This window comes from Sphingobacteriaceae bacterium GW460-11-11-14-LB5 (genome assembly GCA_002151545.1).
Classification (GTDB): Bacteria; Bacteroidota; Bacteroidia; order Sphingobacteriales; family Sphingobacteriaceae; genus Pedobacter.
The window spans coordinates 4,804,595-4,823,005 of record CP021237.1 but is presented as its reverse complement, the minus strand read 5'-3'; the positions used below and the strand labels follow the sequence as shown (position 1 = coordinate 4,823,005).

Genomic DNA, 18,411 nt, shown 5'->3' with positions numbered 1-18,411 from the left:
AGGTTATAAAATTCTGATGGGAATAAATTTCTTATTACGCCAACTTTTCTGACTTTCTCCTGTTTTAGACTTTGCAGCCTAAACCGTATATTTCCTGCCAACCGTTTATGTTTTATAAGCGGAGGAGAGAACATTAAAATTGATTTAAAGATCAATTTTAACTAAGTTTGATTACCCATGAAATTTAAAATCACCTCAGAATATCAACCTACCGGAGATCAGCCCAACGCTATAAAACAATTGGTAGATGGCGTAAATGCCAACGAACATTATCAAACTTTATTAGGGGTTACCGGATCGGGAAAAACATTTACGGTAGCCAATGTAATTGAGCAGACGCAAAAACCTACCCTGATTTTGAGTCATAATAAAACTTTGGCGGCCCAGCTTTATGGTGAGTTCAAAAATTTCTTCCCTGAAAACTCGGTTAATTATTTTGTTTCATATTACGATTATTATCAGCCTGAAGCTTTTATTGCATCGAGCAATACTTATATCGAGAAAGACCTGAGCATAAACGAGGAGATTGAAAAACTCCGTTTACGTACTACATCGTCATTAATGAGTGGCAGACGGGATATCATCGTGGTATCCTCTATCTCCTGCATTTATGGTATGGGTAATCCCGAAGATTTTTCGCGCATGGTTTTCCGTTTTGGCGTGGGTTTACGGATTTCGAGGAATGCATTTTTGCATAGCTTGGTGGAGATTTTATATTCCAGAACCACAACAGACTTTAAACGCGGAACCTTTAGGGTTAAAGGCGATACCGTTGATATTTTTCCAGCCTATCTTGACCATGCTTACCGCATTTCTTTTTTCGGTGATGACATTGAAGAACTGTCTTCAATTGATCCCGTTTCCGGAAAAACTATCGAGAAATTAGAAGATATGGCTATTTATCCTGCCAATCTTTTCGTTACACCGAAAGATAGGTTCAATTCTTCGATCTGGGGAATACAGGAAGAGCTGGAAATCCGCAAAAACCAGTTAATTGCAGACCGACATTTGCTGGAAGCAAAACGTTTGGAAGAACGTACCAACTTCGATATCGAAATGATGAAGGAATTGGGTTATTGTTCTGGAATTGAAAACTACTCACGTTTCTTTGATGGAAGGCAACCTGGCATGCGTCCTTTCTGTTTGTTGGATTATTTCCCGGAAGATTATTTAATGGTGATCGATGAAAGTCACGTTACCGTTCCGCAGATCAGGGCCATGTATGGTGGAGATAGATCGAGGAAATTATCTTTGGTGGAGTATGGTTTCCGTTTGCCGGCGGCACTTGATAACAGACCTTTAAACTTTAACGAGTTTGAAGCCCTTGCGCCGCAAACCATTTATGTAAGTGCAACTCCGGCCGAATATGAATTGGAAAAATCAGAAGGTGTGGTAGTAGAGCAGGTAATCAGACCCACAGGTTTGTTAGATCCTGTTATTGAGATCAGACCTGCTATTAATCAGGTTGACGATCTTTTAGATGAAATAGACATTACCATAAAAGATGGCGGACGTATTTTGGTTACCACATTAACCAAACGTATGGCTGAAGAACTGACAAAATACCTCGATCGCTTAAATATCAAAACCAGGTACATCCATTCTGAAATTAAAACCCTTGAACGTGTAGAAATTCTTCGTGGTTTACGTTTAGGAGAATTCGATGTTTTAGTGGGAATTAACTTACTGCGTGAAGGATTAGATTTACCCGAAGTTACCTTAGTGGCTATTTTAGATGCCGATAAGGAAGGTTTCTTGCGTTCGGAGAAATCGCTCATCCAAACCATTGGCCGTGCGGCCCGGAACGATAAAGGCCGTGTAATTATGTATGCTGATGGCATTACAGATAGTATGGAGAAAACAATATCAGAAACGAACAGGCGTAGAGATATACAGATTGCCTACAATCTCGAAAATGGTATTACCCCAAAAACAGTTGGAAAATCAAGAGAAGCCATTTTAGAGCAAACCTCGGTGCTCGATTTCTCGCAAAAGGCAAGTGATAATAAAGCAAGGGCCTATGTCGAAAATGCAGAAATCAGTATTGCTGCAGATCCGATTGTTCAATATATGGGTAAAGCGGAACTGCAAAGGGCAATTGATACTACCCGTAAGGACATGCAGAAAGCAGCAAAAGATATGGACTTTTTGCAGGCCGCAAAATTGCGTGATGAAATGTTTGCCCTGGAGAAAATGTTCAACGAAAAATTCGGTAAGTAACGATTTGGTTTTAAAGATTGATTTTTAGATAATTTGACTTAGAATTGCAATTCAATAAGTTATCTAAAAATCATCAAATGAAATCTCTAAAACTAGTCACGCTGATCGTACTCGGCGCCCTGGGACTTAAAAGTTATGCCCAAAATGCGACAACAATATCCCTCCCACTTGCAGGCAATGCTTACAGTTCCTTACATGAAGATGCTGAAAGAACCCTTTCTAACAGAGGAATTGTTAACTGGTCTAATCCGAAAGAATATTTTACAGCTTATTTTAGGGTTTCCAAGCCTGGTACAGTAACGGTATCGCTAAGCGACAAACCTGTTTTAGATGGGCAATCGGTGGTGGAATTTGCCATTAACAACCAAGCCAAAAAGGTAAATTTTGATGAAACCAAGCCATTTGACGGTAAGATTGGCGAATGGAGCATTAAAGACACAGGTTACGTAGCCTTAACCATTAAAGGAATAAGCAAAAGTGCCGGCAAATTTCCCTCGATACAGACTTTATCCATCGGCGGTACAGCTATTGAAGGCAAAACCGCTTACGTTAAAAACAATGAAGGCAACTTTTTTCATTGGGGCAGACGTGGGCCATCGGTTCACCTGAACTATCAGCAACCAGAAAATGTAAATGCAGAGTGGTATTACAATGAGGTAACCGTACCAAAAGGAGAAGATATTTTAGGTTCTTACTTTATGGCAAATGGATTTGGCGAGGGTTATTTCGGTATGCAGGTAAATAGCCCTACAGAACGACACATCTTGTTTTCGGTATGGAGCCCTTTCAGTACTGATGACCCTAAAAGTATTCCCGAATCACATAAGATTAGAATGCTAAAGAAAGGCGAAGGTGTACACACAGGAGAATTTGGGAATGAAGGCGCTGGAGGACAGAGCTACCTGAATTATATGTGGAAAGCAGGAAACACCTATAAATTTTTATTGCATGGCGTACCCGGAAAAGATAGCCTAACCACTTATACCGCTTATTTCTTCGCACCCGAAACCAACAAATGGCAATTAATAGCCAGTTTTACCAGGCCACAAACTAAAACTTATTTAAAACGTTTCCATTCCTTTTTAGAAAACTTCTCACCTGTACAGGGCGACCTGTCGCGTAAAGTTTTGTTTGATAACCAATGGATCTGCGATGATAAAGGAACCTGGACTGAATTAAAATCTGCCCGCTTTACGACTGACAACACTGGAGCAAAAGGATACCGGATGGATTATCAGGGTGGGTTAGATAAAGGCGCCTTCTATTTGAAGAACAGTGGCTTTTTTAACAACTATACCACACCAAGAAAAATCTTTACCAGAAGCACTGCCGGTAAAAAACCTGAAATAGATTTCAGTAAATTACCTTAACACTGAAAATAATTATGGAATTTTGAAGCTTTAATTATTATCATATTACAGCAGAATGGACGGGCAAAACAGAAAAGACATTTATCCAGGATTAGAAGTCGGGATTATTTTGAAGAAAGATCAGCGATCGGGAAACATCACCTATGGTGTAGTGAAAGATCTGCTTACTTCATCCGCATTTCACTCCAGAGGGATAAAAGTGAGGCTCGAAGATGGTCAGGTAGGCCGTGTAGCTGAAATTATTGAAGATTAAATGGGAGGTTATTAAAACCTTTGCAGGCTTATTTGCGTATTATATTTGTAATCAAAATGCAATTAAAGGCTAAATAAGTAACAAAATAAATTTTATGACGTCTATATTTGTAACAACAGTAATTTAAAGAATGGCATTAGTAAAATTCATTTTCATCGCAATATTGGTACTTTGGCTGATCAGAATGTTGATTAGGTTAATTCTGCCAATGCTGTTTAATAACCTGGCCAGCAAAATGCAAAGTCAGGCAACAGGGCAGCAACAACAAAGAAGATCAAAACCTGAAGGCTCTATTTCGATAGATTATATGCCTCCAAAGCCTGATCAAAGTAAAACAGATAAACTCGGCGACTTCGTAGATTACGAAGAAGTGAAATAAAAAGAACCCTGAACTTGTTTCAGGGTTTTTTGTTTAAAATTCAAAATATATAGTCTAAGTTTAATGCCTCAACTCGAAAACCAGATATACACGCTCAGTTATGAAATATTTTATTGTTTTTATCTCCTTATGGATCATCAGTAAGAAATGCTTTAGCCAGACCAAACAGGATAGTTTAGCAATCAAACGTGCTGCTCTTGATTACATAGAATCGCAACATAACCCAAATCCTAAACAAATGGAGCAGGCTTTGCATCCGAGGCTTGTTAAAAGAACATTTTGGACAGACAAGGAAACCAATAAAGATTATGTTCGTGAAACCTCTGCAGAATCGATGGTTATCTTAGCCGAAAACTACAACCGCAAAAAAGACAAGTTCCCCGCTGTTCCTAAAAAAGAAGTTAAAATGCTTGATATCTCAGAGAAAACAGCTTCAGTTAAATTAATTGCAGATGAATGGATCGATTATATGCACCTGGTTAAATTAAATGGCACCTGGAAAATTATTAATGTGCTTTGGCAATTTAATGATAGTGCAAGGCATAAATAGTTATGGCTTGAACACCTTCAATACCGAGCCCCAGAACCAGCTCTCTTCTGCTTTAAGCATCGTTTCCAAGGTTTTATCTACATTGACGGCCAGTTTATTTATATCGTTTACTGATTTTTTGAAGGTTTTAAACGCGGGGTCCTTTTCATCGCCCACTACCGTTGACAGCTCATTTAAAACTTTTAAAACCGGTTCTAGCTCTCTTTTTTTACGCTCTTTGGCTACCTGACGGGAAATATTCCAAACATCTTTATCTGCAAAAAAGTATTCTTTTCGTTCGCCGGCTTTGTGTTGTTTTTCAATTAAGCCCCATCCGATTAAGTCGCGGAGGGTCATGTTGGCGTTTCCTCTTGAAATACTGAGCGCTTCCATGATTTCTTCGGTGGTAAGCGCTTCGGGAGAAATTAGCAATAATGCATGTACCTGGGCCATGGTGCGGTTAATTCCCCATTCAGAGCCTAATTTACCCCATGCTTCTATAAATTTTAATTTCGCTGCTGCTAATTCCATACACAAAGATAAATTTATTTTCAAACTTTCAAGAATTATTGAAAGTTTATTTGTTGGGATTTATTGGCTTTCTCGTTGTATTTTATCCAGCAGCATTTGCCAATTGGTTTCATTGTTATTTACTTTTTTTAACAGCTCAGCCTGTGCCCTATCGAAATAGACAGATAGTTTTAATACAGGTAAAGCCAAATCTGGTTTAAACATCGTTCCCGGTGCAAATCCAGGTTCATTATTCTTTGCCCGGTCGCGGTCGAATTTAACAGTCGTATTTACATATTCTTCATGCTGTTTTTCGCCATTGATGTATGGGATCATCCATTCTACCGATTTTTTGATCGATGATCCTTTAGGCGACTCATAGGTATAAAAGTTGGTGCCCTTCGCCCGATCAATCATGATGGCCAGTTTCAGCATTGGTTCCAGGTCGTAAATGTGGTAATGCATGGCATCGCGCTCTTTAAAATCCAAACTTGTTCCATCAGGATATAAATTGATATTGATGTGGCTTTTCAGATTGTCGATGGTCCATTTAATAAAATGCTGATTGTTTAAGGTGTAACCAATTTCGCCAACCTCTTTTAGACGGTGAGCGTTCCAGTTATTAATGGCAGTAGCTCTCCCCGCTTTCATGCGTTTGCTGTTAATTTCTGCTAAAGCCGTTTCAGTAAGCCATTGTTCAATCTGTTTTTTATCAGCTGCTGGGATATCTTTTTTAATCAGGTCGTAAGCTTCAATGGCTTTATCGAGATTGGTATCGTCAATAGGATCGCCATTGGGTTTATTGATTTTCGCCCATGCACTCAGAAATTCTACACATTTGTTTAAATATTTTTGATCTTCCGTTATCCGGTATTGTAAGGCCAATGCAAACATTTTGTTCATGTCAGCCAGGGCTAATCTGGTTTTTTCCTTTTTTGGATTTCCTTTTAATAATCCTTCAGTTCTGATGGTATCAATTGGGTTGGGGTTTTCGTTTAGATAATTTAATGCTGATTTTTCAAAGCCTGAGTATAGTTTTTTGGTTTCCCCATCATTTTTGAGCTGCCTTTTCAGCTTTTTAATTTCATTGGTATTCAAACTTACAATTTGCGAAAACGAAGAAAAAGATAATAATGCAAGAGCGATTGTAACGACAAACTTTCTCATAATAAATAGGTTGAATTTTTATTCCTGGTTACAAATCTAATTTTTTATTCAGCATGCATTTAATTTATTACTTTTTTATACCGCCCATTTTTTTATTTTTGACGTTCGTTTAAACTTAAACAAACCTTAATGAATAACTGGTTTAATAAAAATGGCATTCACTTAGCCATTATTGCATTTTTTGTAGTCATTACTTTTGCCTACTTCAGTCCTGTTTTGCAGGGTAAAGCACCACAACAGGGCGATGTTTTGCAGGCTAAGGCCATGCAAAAAGAAATTATGGATATTAAGGCAAAAGATGGTAAGGGCCCGCTTTGGACCAATCAAATGTTCGGCGGTATGCCAGCTTATCAGATTTGGGTACAGTACCCCCTTAATATCACAACATACGGCATCGATGTAATTAAGGGCATATTCCCTGATCCTGTTGGAACAGTTTTATTATACCTTTTAGGCGCTTACCTATTATTTTGTGTGTTAAAAATAAACCCTTGGCTTGCTGCTGCGGGGGCAATTGCATTTGCATTTACCTCTTATAATTTTATCATTATTGCAGCTGGGCATAGCAATAAGGCATTAGCAATTGGCTTTTTTGCTCCTATTTTAGCCGCTATTATTCTCATCTTAAGGGGCCGGTATTTGGTTGGTGGAAGTTTACTTGCACTGTTTATGGCTTTAGAAATCCGCTCTAACCACATCCAAATGACCTATTATTTATTTATAGCGTTGTTTATTCTAGGCTGTATAGAACTTTATCATGCCTTTAAAGCAAAACAGCTTCCAGCATTTGGTAAGTCTGTCGCTTATATTGTTGCAGGTATTTTTCTATCAGTTCTGGTAAATGCAGGTACCCTATGGACAACCTACGAGTATGGCAAAGAAACCATTCGAGGAAAATCTAATTTAACTACCGATAAAGCTGAACCTGCAAATGGTTTGGATAAAGAATATGCTTATCAATGGAGTCAGGGGGTTGGAGAGAGTTTCTCTTTCTTGATTCCAAATATTTATGGAGGAGCAAGTAGTATCGACGAAATTATTAAACCTGAAAGCAATACCTATAAAGCAGTTGAAAAAAATCTTTCTGGTGTAGATCCAAGGCAAGCAATTGGTTATGTTGCACAGAATCTTGGCGCTAACCAATACTGGGGTAAAAAGCCAGGTACTGCAGGCCCTTATTACTTCGGTGCAATTATCTGCTTCCTATTTGTTTTCGGATTGTTTATTGTACAACATCGTTGGAAATGGTGGATTTTAGGATCGAGTATTTTGTTGTTGTTCCTTTCTTTCGGAAGTAATCTGCCATTTATTTCAGATATATTCTTCGATTACTTACCAGGCTACAATAAATTTAGAGCAGTAGAATCCATTTTGGCCGTAGTTGGCTTGTTAGTGCCATTACTGGCAATATTAGCTGTTAAGGAAGCACAGGAAGGTAAATATGATCAAAAATATTTGGTTCAACGTTTAACATGGTCAGCTGGTATAACCGGTGGATTTGCCTTAATTATTGCAGCTATTCCTACTGCTTTCTTTAGTTTCACACAGGCTAACCAACCACAACTATTAGAGGCATTAACACAGGCATTACAAAATAACAGAGGCGCTGCAATGGAGATTTTGAACGGCATAGTTGCTGACCGTGTGGCTTTAGCACGTGCTGATGCTTTACGTTCTTTATTGTTCGTTGCTATTGGTTTTGGAATTACCTGGGCTTTCATTACCAAAAAATTGAACATGCAATTGGCTTTTGGTTTATTGGCATTATTTGTTTTAATTGATTTGTGGCAGGTAGACCGCCGTTATTTAAACAACCAGAATTTTGTAAGTAAATCTGATTTAGATAATCATTATCAGCCAAGAGACGTAGATAATTTTATCTCAGCCGATAAAGATCCAAATTTCAGGGTTTTCGATATGTCGTTGGGCGATCCGTTTAAAAGCGCAGAAACTTCTTATTTCCATAAAACAGTTGGTGGTTTCCACTCAGCAAGATTAAAGCGTTTTCAGGAGTTGGTTGATAACCAGTTAACCAAAAGCATTAACCAGGATGTGCTGGATATGTTGAATACGAAGTATATCATTACGCAGGATCCCCAAAACGGATCGTATAAAATGCAGCGTAATGCAACGGCTGCGGGTAATGCCTGGTTTGTACAAAGTGTGCAGTTTGCTAAAAACGCTGATGAAGAAATGAAGGCCATTAGCAGTTTTGATGCTAAGAAGGAAGCGATTGTTGACGAAAGTTTCAAAAGCTCGATCGATACCAAACGTTTAGGAACTGGTCAGGAAGGTTTTATTAAATTAACCAACTATAACCCTGATCATTTAACTTACGAATACTCAACCGCTAAGGATGTAATTGCGGTGTTTTCAGAGATTTATTATGATAAAGGCTGGAAAATGTACATCGACGGTGTTGAAAAGCCTTATTTCAGGGCAGATTATGTTTTACGTGCAGCGCAATTAGAAGCAGGTAACCATAAACTTGAGTTTATTTTCCACCCGACATCGTATTACACCGGAGAGAAAATCTCTTTGGCAGGATCGATTTTGTTACTGGCCGGATTAGGTTTTGGGTTTTACTCAGAAGAAAAGAAGAAAAAGAAAGCCGTTAAAGCTTAGTAATTTCTCAAATAGATTTACACCCCGCGGATTTTGATCTTGCGGGGTTTTTTGTTGCCTGTGTATTTTTGCCAAGGAAATACAGAATATTCCCTCGGACTCGTCCTCCTGAACTTGTTTCAGGATCTATTAAGGAGCCCTTAGTCAATAGTCTCCAGTCCAAAGTCGATTTCCATCCCTCGATTTGTCAACCTGAGCGGAGTCGAAGGACTTTTAAGATAAATTCACTGCGCATCATGCGATTCTGAGCATTCACACTTGCGATCGTCCTCCTGAACTTGTTTCAGGATCTATTAAGGAGTCCTTAGTCAATAGTCTCCAGTCCAAAGTCGATTTCCATACCTCGATTGCCATCCTGAGCCTGTCGAAGGACAAATGTTTTTTTGTTTTCGACAAGTAAAGGTCTTCGACAGGCTCAGACTGACAATAGATATACTTACTTCTTGCATGACAGACACCAATGCGTTATTGCATTCCACTTTACAGACCATCTTTGCAATGGCGACGGTGAGTAATGAACTAATGAACCAATGACTAATGAACTATTGAACCAAAAGCCTTAACATGTCATTTTAACATTCTTTATCAAATGGAATAATAATTTAACAATGTCGTAACATTTGTTTGATATACAGAGTCTTACCTTTGTAATGTAAATCAGATGATATGTTAGAATCATTCTTTGCCGTATGCTTATTAATTGTTGTACTTTATTTCTTTAGCCCCTTTGAGGTAAAACTCGATGAGGAAGAGGAGTGGTAACCCAACTAATTTATCTCTGAACTGCTTTAACCGGGCGGTAACAAAATCCTTCCCCCCTAAATTTCCCGTTTATGGATAAAAGAACTGTCGATGTAGTCGTAATTTCCGATGTACATTTAGGTACCTATGGTTGCCATGCCAAAGAATTGCTAAAATACCTTAAGAGCATAAAGCCCAAAATTTTGATTTTAAACGGCGATATCATCGATATCTGGCAGTTTAGCAAAAGTTATTGGCCCGAATCGCACATGAAAGTGATCCGTAAACTGATGAAATTCGTATCAGAAGGGGTGCAGGTTCACTACCTGACCGGAAATCATGATGAGATGCTCCGTAAATTCGACGGCATGGAAATGGGGACTTTCCACCTCCAGAATAAATTGATCTTAGAACTTGACGGTAAAAAAGCATGGTTTTTTCATGGCGATGTTTTCGATGTAACCATGCAGCACTCTAAATGGCTGGCCAAACTTGGTGCGGTTGGTTACGATACACTGATCCTCATTAATAGTTTTGTAAACTGGGTACTTACCGCATTTGGCAGGGAAAAGATGAGCTTTTCGAAAAAAATCAAAGCTAAATTTAAGGATGCCGTTAAGTTCATCAATAGTTTTGAGCAAACTGCAGCTGAACTGGCGATTGAAAAGGGATATAACTATGTGGTTTGTGGTCATATCCATCAGGCTGAACAACGTGAAATTGCCACCGAAGACGGGAAAGTGGTTTACCTGAACAGCGGCGATTGGGTAGAAAGTTTAACCGCTTTAGAATATGAAAACCAAAAATGGACAGTGTTTAAGTACGAGCACCAACATTTTACGAAAGATGAGTTAGACGAAGGAATCCTTTCTGATGCCGAGGATTTAAAAAGTAAACTGGACATAAATATTCTTTTACAGAATATAAAATATGAAATTGCCCAATAATTTTAGATATTCGGGCATAAATGAAGATACTTTACGCAATACAGGGAACAGGTAACGGTCATATCAGCAGGGCAAGGGAAATCATTCCTTTGTTACAACAATATGGCGAATTGGATATTTTAGTAAGTGGAACACAGGCCGATGTGAAACTCAGTCAGCCCGTGAAATACCAATTGCATGGATTCAGTTTTATCTTTGGAAAAAAAGGTGGAGTAGATCACTTTAAAACATGGCTGAACATGAATCTTTTCCGCTTTAGGAAAGATATGAAGCAGTTACCGCTTAAAGAGTACAATTTAATCGTTAACGATTTTGAACCTGTAAGTGCCTGGGCCTGTAAACTGCAGGGCATAGAATGTGTATCGTTGAGTCACCAGGCGGCATTTAAATCTAAAAAAGTGCCACGTCCAAGAACTTTAGACTGGGGAAAGCTTATTTTGAGCCGTTATGCACCAACTAAATACCACATTGGCTTTCATTTCGATCGTTATGATACTTTTATCCATACACCCGTAATCAGGGCAGAAATCCGAAATCTGAAAAGTGAAAATTTAGGACATTATACCGTTTATCTTCCAGCCATTGATGATAAACGTTTGGTCAAGCTCTTTACACAACTACCAAATGTTACCTGGCAGGTTTTCTCTAAACACAGTAAAGTTGCCTACCGGGAAGGGAATGTTTTTGTAGAGCCGGTTAACAACGAAAAATTTAATAAAAGTCTGGCCACCTGCGAAGGTTTGTTCACCGGCGGTGGTTTTGAAGGCCCCGCAGAAGCACTTTATTTAAAGAAAAAATTGCTCGTGGCACCGATGCGCTTCCAGTTCGAACAGCAGTGTAACGCCTATGCCTTAAAGCAGTTTGGTTTGCCTGTAATATGGGGAAGTACCAGAAACTGGTTGCCAATTATTAAAAACTGGGTAGAAAATCCTCAACAGCATGAGTTTAATTTTCCGGATGAGACGGCTCAGATTATTGATGATATGGTGAAGAAATATGCGAGGGTTTAGTTTTTAGTCCTAAGTCTTCAGTCCTGAGTCCAAAGTTCATTATTGTCATCCTGAGCGTAGTCGAAGGATCTTTACGATGAATTGAGTTACTGGTCTGATTTTGGAAATGAATGCGGGTAGCAGCTACTCCCAGGGTTATTTAACGTACAGCAACAATTTGGGCATGGTTTGTTGCAGATCGTGCTGGTATCACGCATTACAAATGCGGATCTAGCTAATCCTCGTTACAAACGAGGACCATTTAGACGCCTATCTGCTTTGATATTTCGGTGTATGTATTCTAATCCGTGGTACAATCCTACGTAATCTAAACCTGACAAGAGCGGGCACTGAACGTAGTGAGGTAAAGCGTATGGCAGGACTACCCTAACCGAAAAGTACATGAACCTGCTTTTCTAAAAAACTCATTTTGTTTTGCCTGCAAAAGGTCTTCGACTCCGCTCAGACTGACCAGCATTTGGATGTATTTATTAAGATGACAATGTAGATCCTCTCTTTGATCTTTCTGCTATGCGCTCAACGCTTACTGTTCTCCGCGCTTCATCTTTCTTCTGCTACTGTTAAATTATTTTCTTTACTTTGCCTACTCTTTAAAAAGGCATGATTAATCAGTTTAGAAAGCTAAATCCAATTAACCTCGTATTCTTGCTGGCATACACGTTCTTTTTGCGTATTGCCATTTTTCATGAAACGCACGATAAGCTGAACTTTGATTTTTTGGAGCCATTTGCCCGGTTACTGATCAATATAGATTTAGACAACGCCTTTACGCCCTATACCAATATTTTTATTGCAGCACTTTTGGTTTATGTTCAGGCCCTAATTTTCAACCGGGTTGTTAATAACCATAATTTACTGACCAAACCGAGTTTCCTTCCGGGGCTGATGTTTATCACAGGAACAAGCTTGTTTATGCCATTTATGATTCTGAGTCCGGCATTGTTGTGTAATTTTCTGTTAATCTGGATTATAGATAAGTTTTTAAAGCTGGGTAAAAGTGCGAATTCCATTACCACTGTTTTCGATATCGGGATGATTATAGGGGTTGGAACATTGATCTACTTTCCGTTTATGACGATGTTGCTTATGATCTTTTTAGCGCTGTTGCTTTTCAGGTCGTTTAACTGGCGCGAATGGGTGGCGGGTTTAATTGGCTTTATTACGGTTTTCTTTTTTCTGGCCGTATTTTATTACTGGAAAGATAATTTAAGCTCGTTTTATCAAATCTGGAAACCATTAGGCAATAAGTTCCCTTCGGTTTTTAAAATCAACTATAACGATTATCTGGTGCTGATTCCGGTAACGGTAATTATCATACTGGCGTCGCTACAGCTCCGCGAAAATTTCTTCAGGAGTTTTATCAGTACAAGGAAAAGTTTTCAGCTGTTGTTTTTTATGTTTATTATTTCAGCAGCTAGTTTTTACCTTAAACCCGATTTCAGGACCTGGCATTTTTTGCTGTGCGTACCACCCGGATCGGTACTGTTAGCCTACTATTTTAGCAATGCCAAAAAACGCTGGTTTTACGAAACATTGTTCGTTTTATTTGTGCTTTCGATACAGTATTTTCTGTTTGTTTAACCTTTTTTAACAAATAACTAGAACGAAACTTGACAAAGATTAATAGCTTTGTGCATGATTTTAGAATTAAAGCTTTTTTAGTTTTAATTAAGATGGATAAAAAATGGAATCATTGGAATTTCTAAGAACATATTATTTGCAGTGGGAGATTTTAAATGCGTAGGCTAAGCATTGATATTGGAAATTCTGCTGTTAAGGTTGCTGTTTTTGAAAATAAGGAAATTGTTCATCATCAGCGTTTCAATAAAATTGGAATACTTGATTTGGCTCAATTGATCGAGAAGTTTTCGCCGGCAAAATCCATCATCAGTAGTGTTAGCCAGGAAATTGGGCCCTTAGAAGTATTTTTAAAAAAGCATACTGGTTATATCCGTTTTTCAACCCTGTTAACGAATGGTGTACAAAATAGATATAAAACGCCGGTTACTTTAGGATTAGACAGATGGGCTGCTGTTTTAGGTGCAAATGGCTTACATCCGGCAAATGCAAGTTTAGTGGTTGATGCCGGTACTTGTATTACCTACGATGTTTTAACCAGCTCAAAGGAATATTTTGGCGGAAGTATAAGCCCTGGTATTAAAATGCGTTTTAAGGCTGTGCACGAATTTACCGGCCGTTTACCTTTGGTTGAGTGGGATGCAAATGAAGATATTGTGGAAGGTACTGATACACAATCGGCAATCAAGAACGGCGTTTTACAAGGAATAATAAACGAAATTGAAGGCTTTATTGCCCTAAATAATAAAAAAGAAAGTGCTCTGAAGGTAATTATAACGGGGGGTGATGCTAATTTTTTGTATAAACAATTACAAAACAGCATCTTTGCGCCTCAAATTATAAAAGATCCTTACTTAGTATTAAAAGGATTAAATGAAGCTATTGCAGATTAAAATGTACAAAAGAATAAATTATATTGCAGCCATACTCTTTCTAGTTTGTGGTTTAAGTGCTCAGGCACAGGTTACCACTTCATCACCATATTCAAGATATGGACTTGGAAATATAAAGGGATCTTTGTTGCCCCAGCTTAGAGCAATGGGTGGAATTTCTACCGCAGTAGGTAAAGTAACAGGGTTCAATTATATCAATATGCAAAACCCTTCATCGTATGCGGGAATAACTTTAACCACTATTGATGTGGGCATGAGTGCTGGTTTAACCAGTCTGTCGCGAAACAATTTAAAGGAAACGAGTTTCAACTCTACTTTTAGCCATTTGGCATTTGCGGCTCCTGTTACCAGAAGATCGGCCCTGAGTTTTGGTATTTTACCTTATTCGGATTTAGGTTATTCTTATCGAAACACGACCAAAGTAGATACAACCACTTTAGATCAGCTTTATGAAGGCGAGGGTGGTTTATCAAAAGCCTACTTAGGTTATGGTTATCGTTTTGGCGATCATTTAAGAATTGGTGGTAACCTGGAATATATTTTTGGTAATCTCCAAACTACGCGGGCTACCGAATTTCAATCGGTAGGTGCTTATAACGCCAAACTTCAGAATAAAAACAGTGTTGGTGGAATTAATTATTCTTATGGTATCCAGTACGATTTTAATATCGGTAAGAAAACAATCATGACCCTGGGTTATTCTGGAAGCACCTCAGGGAAAATAAATTCAACACAAACTTCTTTTGCTACCTTATACACCCGAGATCAAAGCGGTAATGAAAACCCTGCAGCCGATACCTTAAATATCGTGAATAACGGAAGATCTAACCTTACTTTACCATTGACCCACAATTTTGGGATCTCTATCCAGCAAAATGATAAGTGGATGATTGGTGCCGATTTTAGAATGGGCAAATGGGCTGCAACCAGCATCAATAATGTAAACCAGGGTTTGCAGGATAGCTGGGGAGCATCATTAGGTGGCCAGTGGACGCCAGATGCGTTTTCTTATAACAGTTACATGAAACGTGTAGACTATCGCATTGGATTTAATTACGATAAAACCTACATTAAAATCGGTAATCAGGATATTAAACAAATGGGTGCATCATTAGGTTTTGGCTTCCCTTTACCTACTGCCAACGGTGGTACAGCATTTTATAAAATCAACTTTACAACAGAACTCGGACAAAGAGGAACATTAAATAATAATCTGGTTAAAGAGCAGTATATTAATTTCCACTTAGGTTTTACCCTGAATGATACCTGGTTCCGTAAGTACCGTGTAGACTAATGAATTGGAAAACATTTTTATATGGTCTGTTTCTGATGTTGCCTTTTTTTCTGGCTTCCTGTGGAGACGACGATCTAAAAAATGCCAATGCAGTTTCTTCAAATAAAGTAATCTTAAGCAGAGACCGAACCATCGGTGTCGACATTACTTATAGCGATTCGGCCAGAATTAAGGCGAAAGGTTACGCCCCGATAATGGATAAGGTTACCCCTAGTAATGGAAGTACTTACCAGGAAATGATTAAAGGGGTGAGCATCGATTTTTATAATCCGAACGGAACTGTTGATGGAAACCTAGTTTGCGATTATGCCATTCGGAAAGATAATGAGCTCAAAACCGAATTCAGGAAGAATGTGGTGGTAAAAAACAGTAAGGGCGATACTTTTTCATCACAAGAGTTAATCTGGGATGAATCGAAAAAGATTTTTTATTCCAATCAAAGGGTATATGTGAAAGGGGTAGATGGTAGCATTGGCGAAGGTATTAACTTCAAAGCTCCGCAGGATTTTAGCACTTATGAAATGGATAGCGGAAACGGTGAATTGAATATGAAGGAAGGTGTAGCGCCTTAACGTGATGTAAAATGTGGGAGGTAAGATGGATAAGGTATGAAGAACCTGATCAAATCTCCATAGTTTTGAAGCCAATTTTAACCTTAAATCCATCATCTTTTCCTGGTCATATTACCTCATCCATTGCCCTAATAATTAAGCGCTTGATAAATAAAATTTTGTGTTTTCTTTTTTGAGGCAAATTTGTATCTTGCGCCCTCTTAAAAAAGAACTAAATAAATTTATAATTACAATATGGGATTAATGACATTTTTGCGTAACCGTGCAGGCTATATTCTGGTCTTTGCCATCGGTTTTGCAATTGTTGCATTTTTAGTAGGTGATGCAATTAACGTGGGTAAACCTTTTTGGTCGGCAAATCAAAAAGTTGTAGGGTCTATTGATGGTAAGGATATCAATATTGATGAATTCGGACCAAAGGTTGATCAAGGTGTAAACCAAATGAAACAACAATATGGCGGCAGTGCAAATGCACAGATGACTGCTATGGCTGTTGATCAGGCATGGAATGCAGAGTTAGCGAAAGTTTTGTTAACTAAAGAATATGACCGTTTAGGTTTAACCGTTTCTGAAGATGAATTGTTAGATTTATTGCAAGGTCAAAACCCTAGCCCGCTAATCAAACAATATTTCTCTAATCCGCAAACAGGACAGTTAGACCGTGCTACTTTGATGAACTTTCTAAAATCGAAAGAACCTCAGGCTTTGCAACAGTCTAATATGTTACAGGAAGAAATTAAAAATCAGGCCCTGCAAACAAAATATTCTAATTTAATCCGTAATTCGGTTTACGTAACTTCTTTAGAAGCTACAGATGAGTATACCAACCGCAATAAACTGGCTAACTTTAAATATGTAAGTTTAGATTATACTTCTATTCCAGATGCCTCAGTTAAATTAACAGATGGCGATTATTCTGAATATTACGATCAGAACAAAGCACGTTTCAACAATCCACAAGAAACACGTGCTTTCGAATATGTTACTTTCAGTATCAGTCCAACAAAAGCCGATTCATTAGCCATCAAAACTCAGGTGGATAAAATTGCTGCTGATTTCCAGGTAGCTAAAAACGATTCGCTTTTCGCAGCAATCAATTCAGACGTAAAAGTTCCGTTTACTTATATCACAAAAGGTAAATTAGATCCTGCGGTTGATTCAGCAGTGTTTGCGTTACCAGCAGGCGGTTTTTATGGTCCTAAATTAACAGGTAATTCATACAAAATTGTAAAGGTAGTTTCTACCCGTATCTCTCCTGACTCCGTAAAAGCAAGCCATATCTTAATCGATCCGGCTAAAGTAGGTGGTGAAGATAAAGCATTGAAGTTAGCAGATTCATTAAAAGCATTAATTTTAAAAGGTGCTAACTTTGGAGAACTGGCTAAAACCTACAGTGTAGATGGCTCAAAAGATAAAGGTGGTGAAATGCCGGCTTTTGCCCGTGGTGCTATGGTACCTGAGTTTGAGAATGCAGCATTTGATGGCAAAACAGGAGATCTTAAAGTAGTAAAATCTCAGTTCGGATACCACGTGCTTAAAATCGAAAAACAAATCGGTTCATCTAAAGTGGCTAAATTAGCTTACGTAGAAAAAGCATTAAATGCAAGTAGCAAAACCCAGGCAGCGGCTTACAAAGCTGCAAGCAATTTCTTAACTGAAGTAAAAGGTAACGACTTTAGCAAATTTGCTGCACAAAAAGGATTAAAGGTTGCGGTTGCTGATAAGGTGGCATCAACACAAGGATTTGCGGCTGGACTGGATAATCCACGTAAATTAATTCAAGATGCTTACGCAGCAGATAAAGGTGATGTATTACCTGAAATTTATACCATGAGCAATGCTTATGTGGTGGCCCGTTTAACTACAATCAGTCCAAAAGGTATTTTATCTTTAGCTGATGTGAAGAAAGAAATTGAGCCGATGGTAATTAATGCCGTTAAAGCAAAACAATTAAAAGAAAAATTAGCTAACGCAGGTAAAGGAAGTATCGAGCAGGTTGCAGCTAAAGTAGCACGTCCGGTTAATCCAGTACAGAATGTAGTTATGGCCAATCCGGTAATTCCAGGTGTAGCACAGGAAAATGCTTTAGTAGGAAGCGTTTTCGGTTCACAGCCAGGTAAATTATCTGCTCCTGTTCAGGGTGAGCGTGGTGTTTATGTGTTTTCAGTTGATGGATTTACAAGCCCTGCACCAATTGCCAACATGTTTAAACAGAAAGAAAGCATGATGTTAAGTTTAGGACAACGTTCATTAGGATCAGCTTTCCAGGCTTTACAGGAAAATGCGAAGATAAAAGACAATCGCGTGAAATTCTATTAAGCAG

At 38.4% G+C, this 18,411-nt stretch carries 15 protein-coding genes; 13 read left to right on the top strand and 2 right to left on the bottom strand.

The window, feature by feature from the left end:
- Positions 1 to 177 precede the first annotated feature (177 nt).
- The 5 genes from CA265_19430 (at position 178) to CA265_19410 (ending at position 4,772) form a co-directional block, all read left to right on the top strand.
- The gene (locus tag CA265_19430) at positions 178 to 2,220 is read left to right on the top strand and encodes an excinuclease ABC subunit B (protein ID ARS41703.1); all 2,043 of its coding nucleotides are present in this window, start codon (positions 178 to 180) and stop codon (positions 2,218 to 2,220) included.
- Between the two features lie 77 nt (positions 2,221 to 2,297).
- Positions 2,298 to 3,590, top strand: coding sequence for a nematoblast specific protein (locus CA265_19425; protein ID ARS41702.1), 1,293 nt, complete (start codon positions 2,298 to 2,300; stop codon positions 3,588 to 3,590).
- Positions 3,591 to 3,645: 55 nt separating this feature from the next.
- Positions 3,646 to 3,843, top strand: coding sequence for a hypothetical protein (locus tag CA265_19420; GenBank protein ARS41701.1), 198 nt, complete (start codon positions 3,646 to 3,648; stop codon positions 3,841 to 3,843).
- Between the two features lie 130 nt (positions 3,844 to 3,973).
- Positions 3,974 to 4,222 carry a DUF4834 domain-containing protein gene (locus CA265_19415; GenBank protein ID ARS41700.1) on the top strand — a complete coding sequence of 83 codons (249 nt, stop codon included), beginning with the start codon at positions 3,974 to 3,976 and terminating at the stop codon, positions 4,220 to 4,222.
- Between the two features lie 100 nt (positions 4,223 to 4,322).
- Positions 4,323 to 4,772, top strand: coding sequence for a hypothetical protein (locus tag CA265_19410; protein ID ARS41699.1), 450 nt, complete (start codon positions 4,323 to 4,325; stop codon positions 4,770 to 4,772).
- On the opposite strand, the gene CA265_19405 is transcribed toward CA265_19410, so the two are convergent.
- Both CA265_19405 and CA265_19400 read right to left on the bottom strand, forming a co-directional pair.
- Positions 4,773 to 5,282, bottom strand: a complete 510-nt coding sequence (locus tag CA265_19405; protein ID ARS41698.1) for a transcriptional regulator — start codon at positions 5,280 to 5,282, stop codon at positions 4,773 to 4,775.
- Between the two features lie 60 nt (positions 5,283 to 5,342).
- Positions 5,343 to 6,428, bottom strand: a complete 1,086-nt coding sequence (locus tag CA265_19400; GenBank protein ID ARS41697.1) for a hypothetical protein — start codon at positions 6,426 to 6,428, stop codon at positions 5,343 to 5,345.
- Positions 6,429 to 6,557: 129 nt separating this feature from the next.
- On the opposite strand from CA265_19400, the gene CA265_19395 reads away from it, so the two are divergent.
- The 8 genes from CA265_19395 to CA265_19360 all read left to right on the top strand — a co-directional run bounded on the left by CA265_19395 (position 6,558) and on the right by CA265_19360 (position 18,407).
- Entirely contained in the window at positions 6,558 to 9,053 is a 2,496-nt protein-coding gene (locus CA265_19395) for a hypothetical protein (protein ARS41696.1), read from the top strand.
- 833 nt (positions 9,054 to 9,886) lie between these two features.
- Complete coding sequence (locus CA265_19390; GenBank protein ARS41695.1) at positions 9,887 to 10,741, top strand: UDP-2,3-diacylglucosamine hydrolase; 855 nt, start codon at positions 9,887 to 9,889, stop codon at positions 10,739 to 10,741.
- Between the two features lie 20 nt (positions 10,742 to 10,761).
- A complete protein-coding gene (locus tag CA265_19385) occupies positions 10,762 to 11,751 on the top strand; it encodes a glycosyl transferase (GenBank protein ARS41694.1) in 990 nt (329 codons plus the stop codon).
- Positions 11,752 to 12,351: 600 nt separating this feature from the next.
- Complete coding sequence (locus CA265_19380) at positions 12,352 to 13,332, top strand: beta-carotene 15,15'-monooxygenase (protein ID ARS41693.1); 981 nt, start codon at positions 12,352 to 12,354, stop codon at positions 13,330 to 13,332.
- Between the two features lie 155 nt (positions 13,333 to 13,487).
- Entirely contained in the window at positions 13,488 to 14,222 is a 735-nt protein-coding gene (locus CA265_19375) for a pantothenate kinase (GenBank protein ID ARS41692.1), read from the top strand.
- A complete protein-coding gene (locus CA265_19370; GenBank protein ID ARS41691.1) occupies positions 14,203 to 15,516 on the top strand; it encodes a hypothetical protein in 1,314 nt (437 codons plus the stop codon). The genes CA265_19375 and CA265_19370 overlap by 20 nt, the downstream gene beginning before the upstream one ends.
- Entirely contained in the window at positions 15,516 to 16,088 is a 573-nt protein-coding gene (locus CA265_19365; GenBank protein ID ARS41690.1) for a hypothetical protein, read from the top strand. Before CA265_19370 ends, CA265_19365 begins: the two co-directional genes overlap by 1 nt.
- A gap of 234 nt (positions 16,089 to 16,322) precedes the next feature.
- On the top strand, positions 16,323 to 18,407 hold the full coding sequence (locus tag CA265_19360; GenBank protein ARS41689.1) for a peptidylprolyl isomerase: 2,085 nt from the start codon (positions 16,323 to 16,325) through the stop codon (positions 18,405 to 18,407).
- The last annotated feature ends 4 nt before the right edge of the window (positions 18,408 to 18,411 follow it).

Bases quoted from the DNA above. Each gene is read 5' to 3' on its own strand.
- CA265_19410 (ARS41699.1), top strand. From the start codon at position 4,323: ATGAAATATTTTATTGTTTTTATCTCCTTATGGATCATCAGTAAGAAA.
- CA265_19390 (ARS41695.1), top strand. From the start codon at position 9,887: ATGGATAAAAGAACTGTCGATGTAGTCGTAATTTCCGATGTACATTTA.
- CA265_19405 (ARS41698.1), bottom strand. From the start codon at position 5,282: ATGGAATTAGCAGCAGCGAAATTAAAATTTATAGAAGCATGGGGTAAA.
- CA265_19395 (ARS41696.1), top strand. From the start codon at position 6,558: ATGAATAACTGGTTTAATAAAAATGGCATTCACTTAGCCATTATTGCA.
- CA265_19420 (ARS41701.1), top strand. From the start codon at position 3,646: ATGGACGGGCAAAACAGAAAAGACATTTATCCAGGATTAGAAGTCGGG.
- CA265_19425 (ARS41702.1), top strand. From the start codon at position 2,298: ATGAAATCTCTAAAACTAGTCACGCTGATCGTACTCGGCGCCCTGGGA.
- CA265_19400 (ARS41697.1), bottom strand. From the start codon at position 6,428: ATGAGAAAGTTTGTCGTTACAATCGCTCTTGCATTATTATCTTTTTCT.
- CA265_19385 (ARS41694.1), top strand. From the start codon at position 10,762: ATGAAGATACTTTACGCAATACAGGGAACAGGTAACGGTCATATCAGC.
- CA265_19365 (ARS41690.1), top strand. From the start codon at position 15,516: ATGAATTGGAAAACATTTTTATATGGTCTGTTTCTGATGTTGCCTTTT.
- CA265_19370 (ARS41691.1), top strand. From the start codon at position 14,203: ATGAAGCTATTGCAGATTAAAATGTACAAAAGAATAAATTATATTGCA.
- CA265_19380 (ARS41693.1), top strand. From the start codon at position 12,352: ATGATTAATCAGTTTAGAAAGCTAAATCCAATTAACCTCGTATTCTTG.
- CA265_19375 (ARS41692.1), top strand. From the start codon at position 13,488: ATGCGTAGGCTAAGCATTGATATTGGAAATTCTGCTGTTAAGGTTGCT.
- CA265_19430 (ARS41703.1), top strand. From the start codon at position 178: ATGAAATTTAAAATCACCTCAGAATATCAACCTACCGGAGATCAGCCC.
- CA265_19360 (ARS41689.1), top strand. From the start codon at position 16,323: ATGGGATTAATGACATTTTTGCGTAACCGTGCAGGCTATATTCTGGTC.
- CA265_19415 (ARS41700.1), top strand. From the start codon at position 3,974: ATGGCATTAGTAAAATTCATTTTCATCGCAATATTGGTACTTTGGCTG.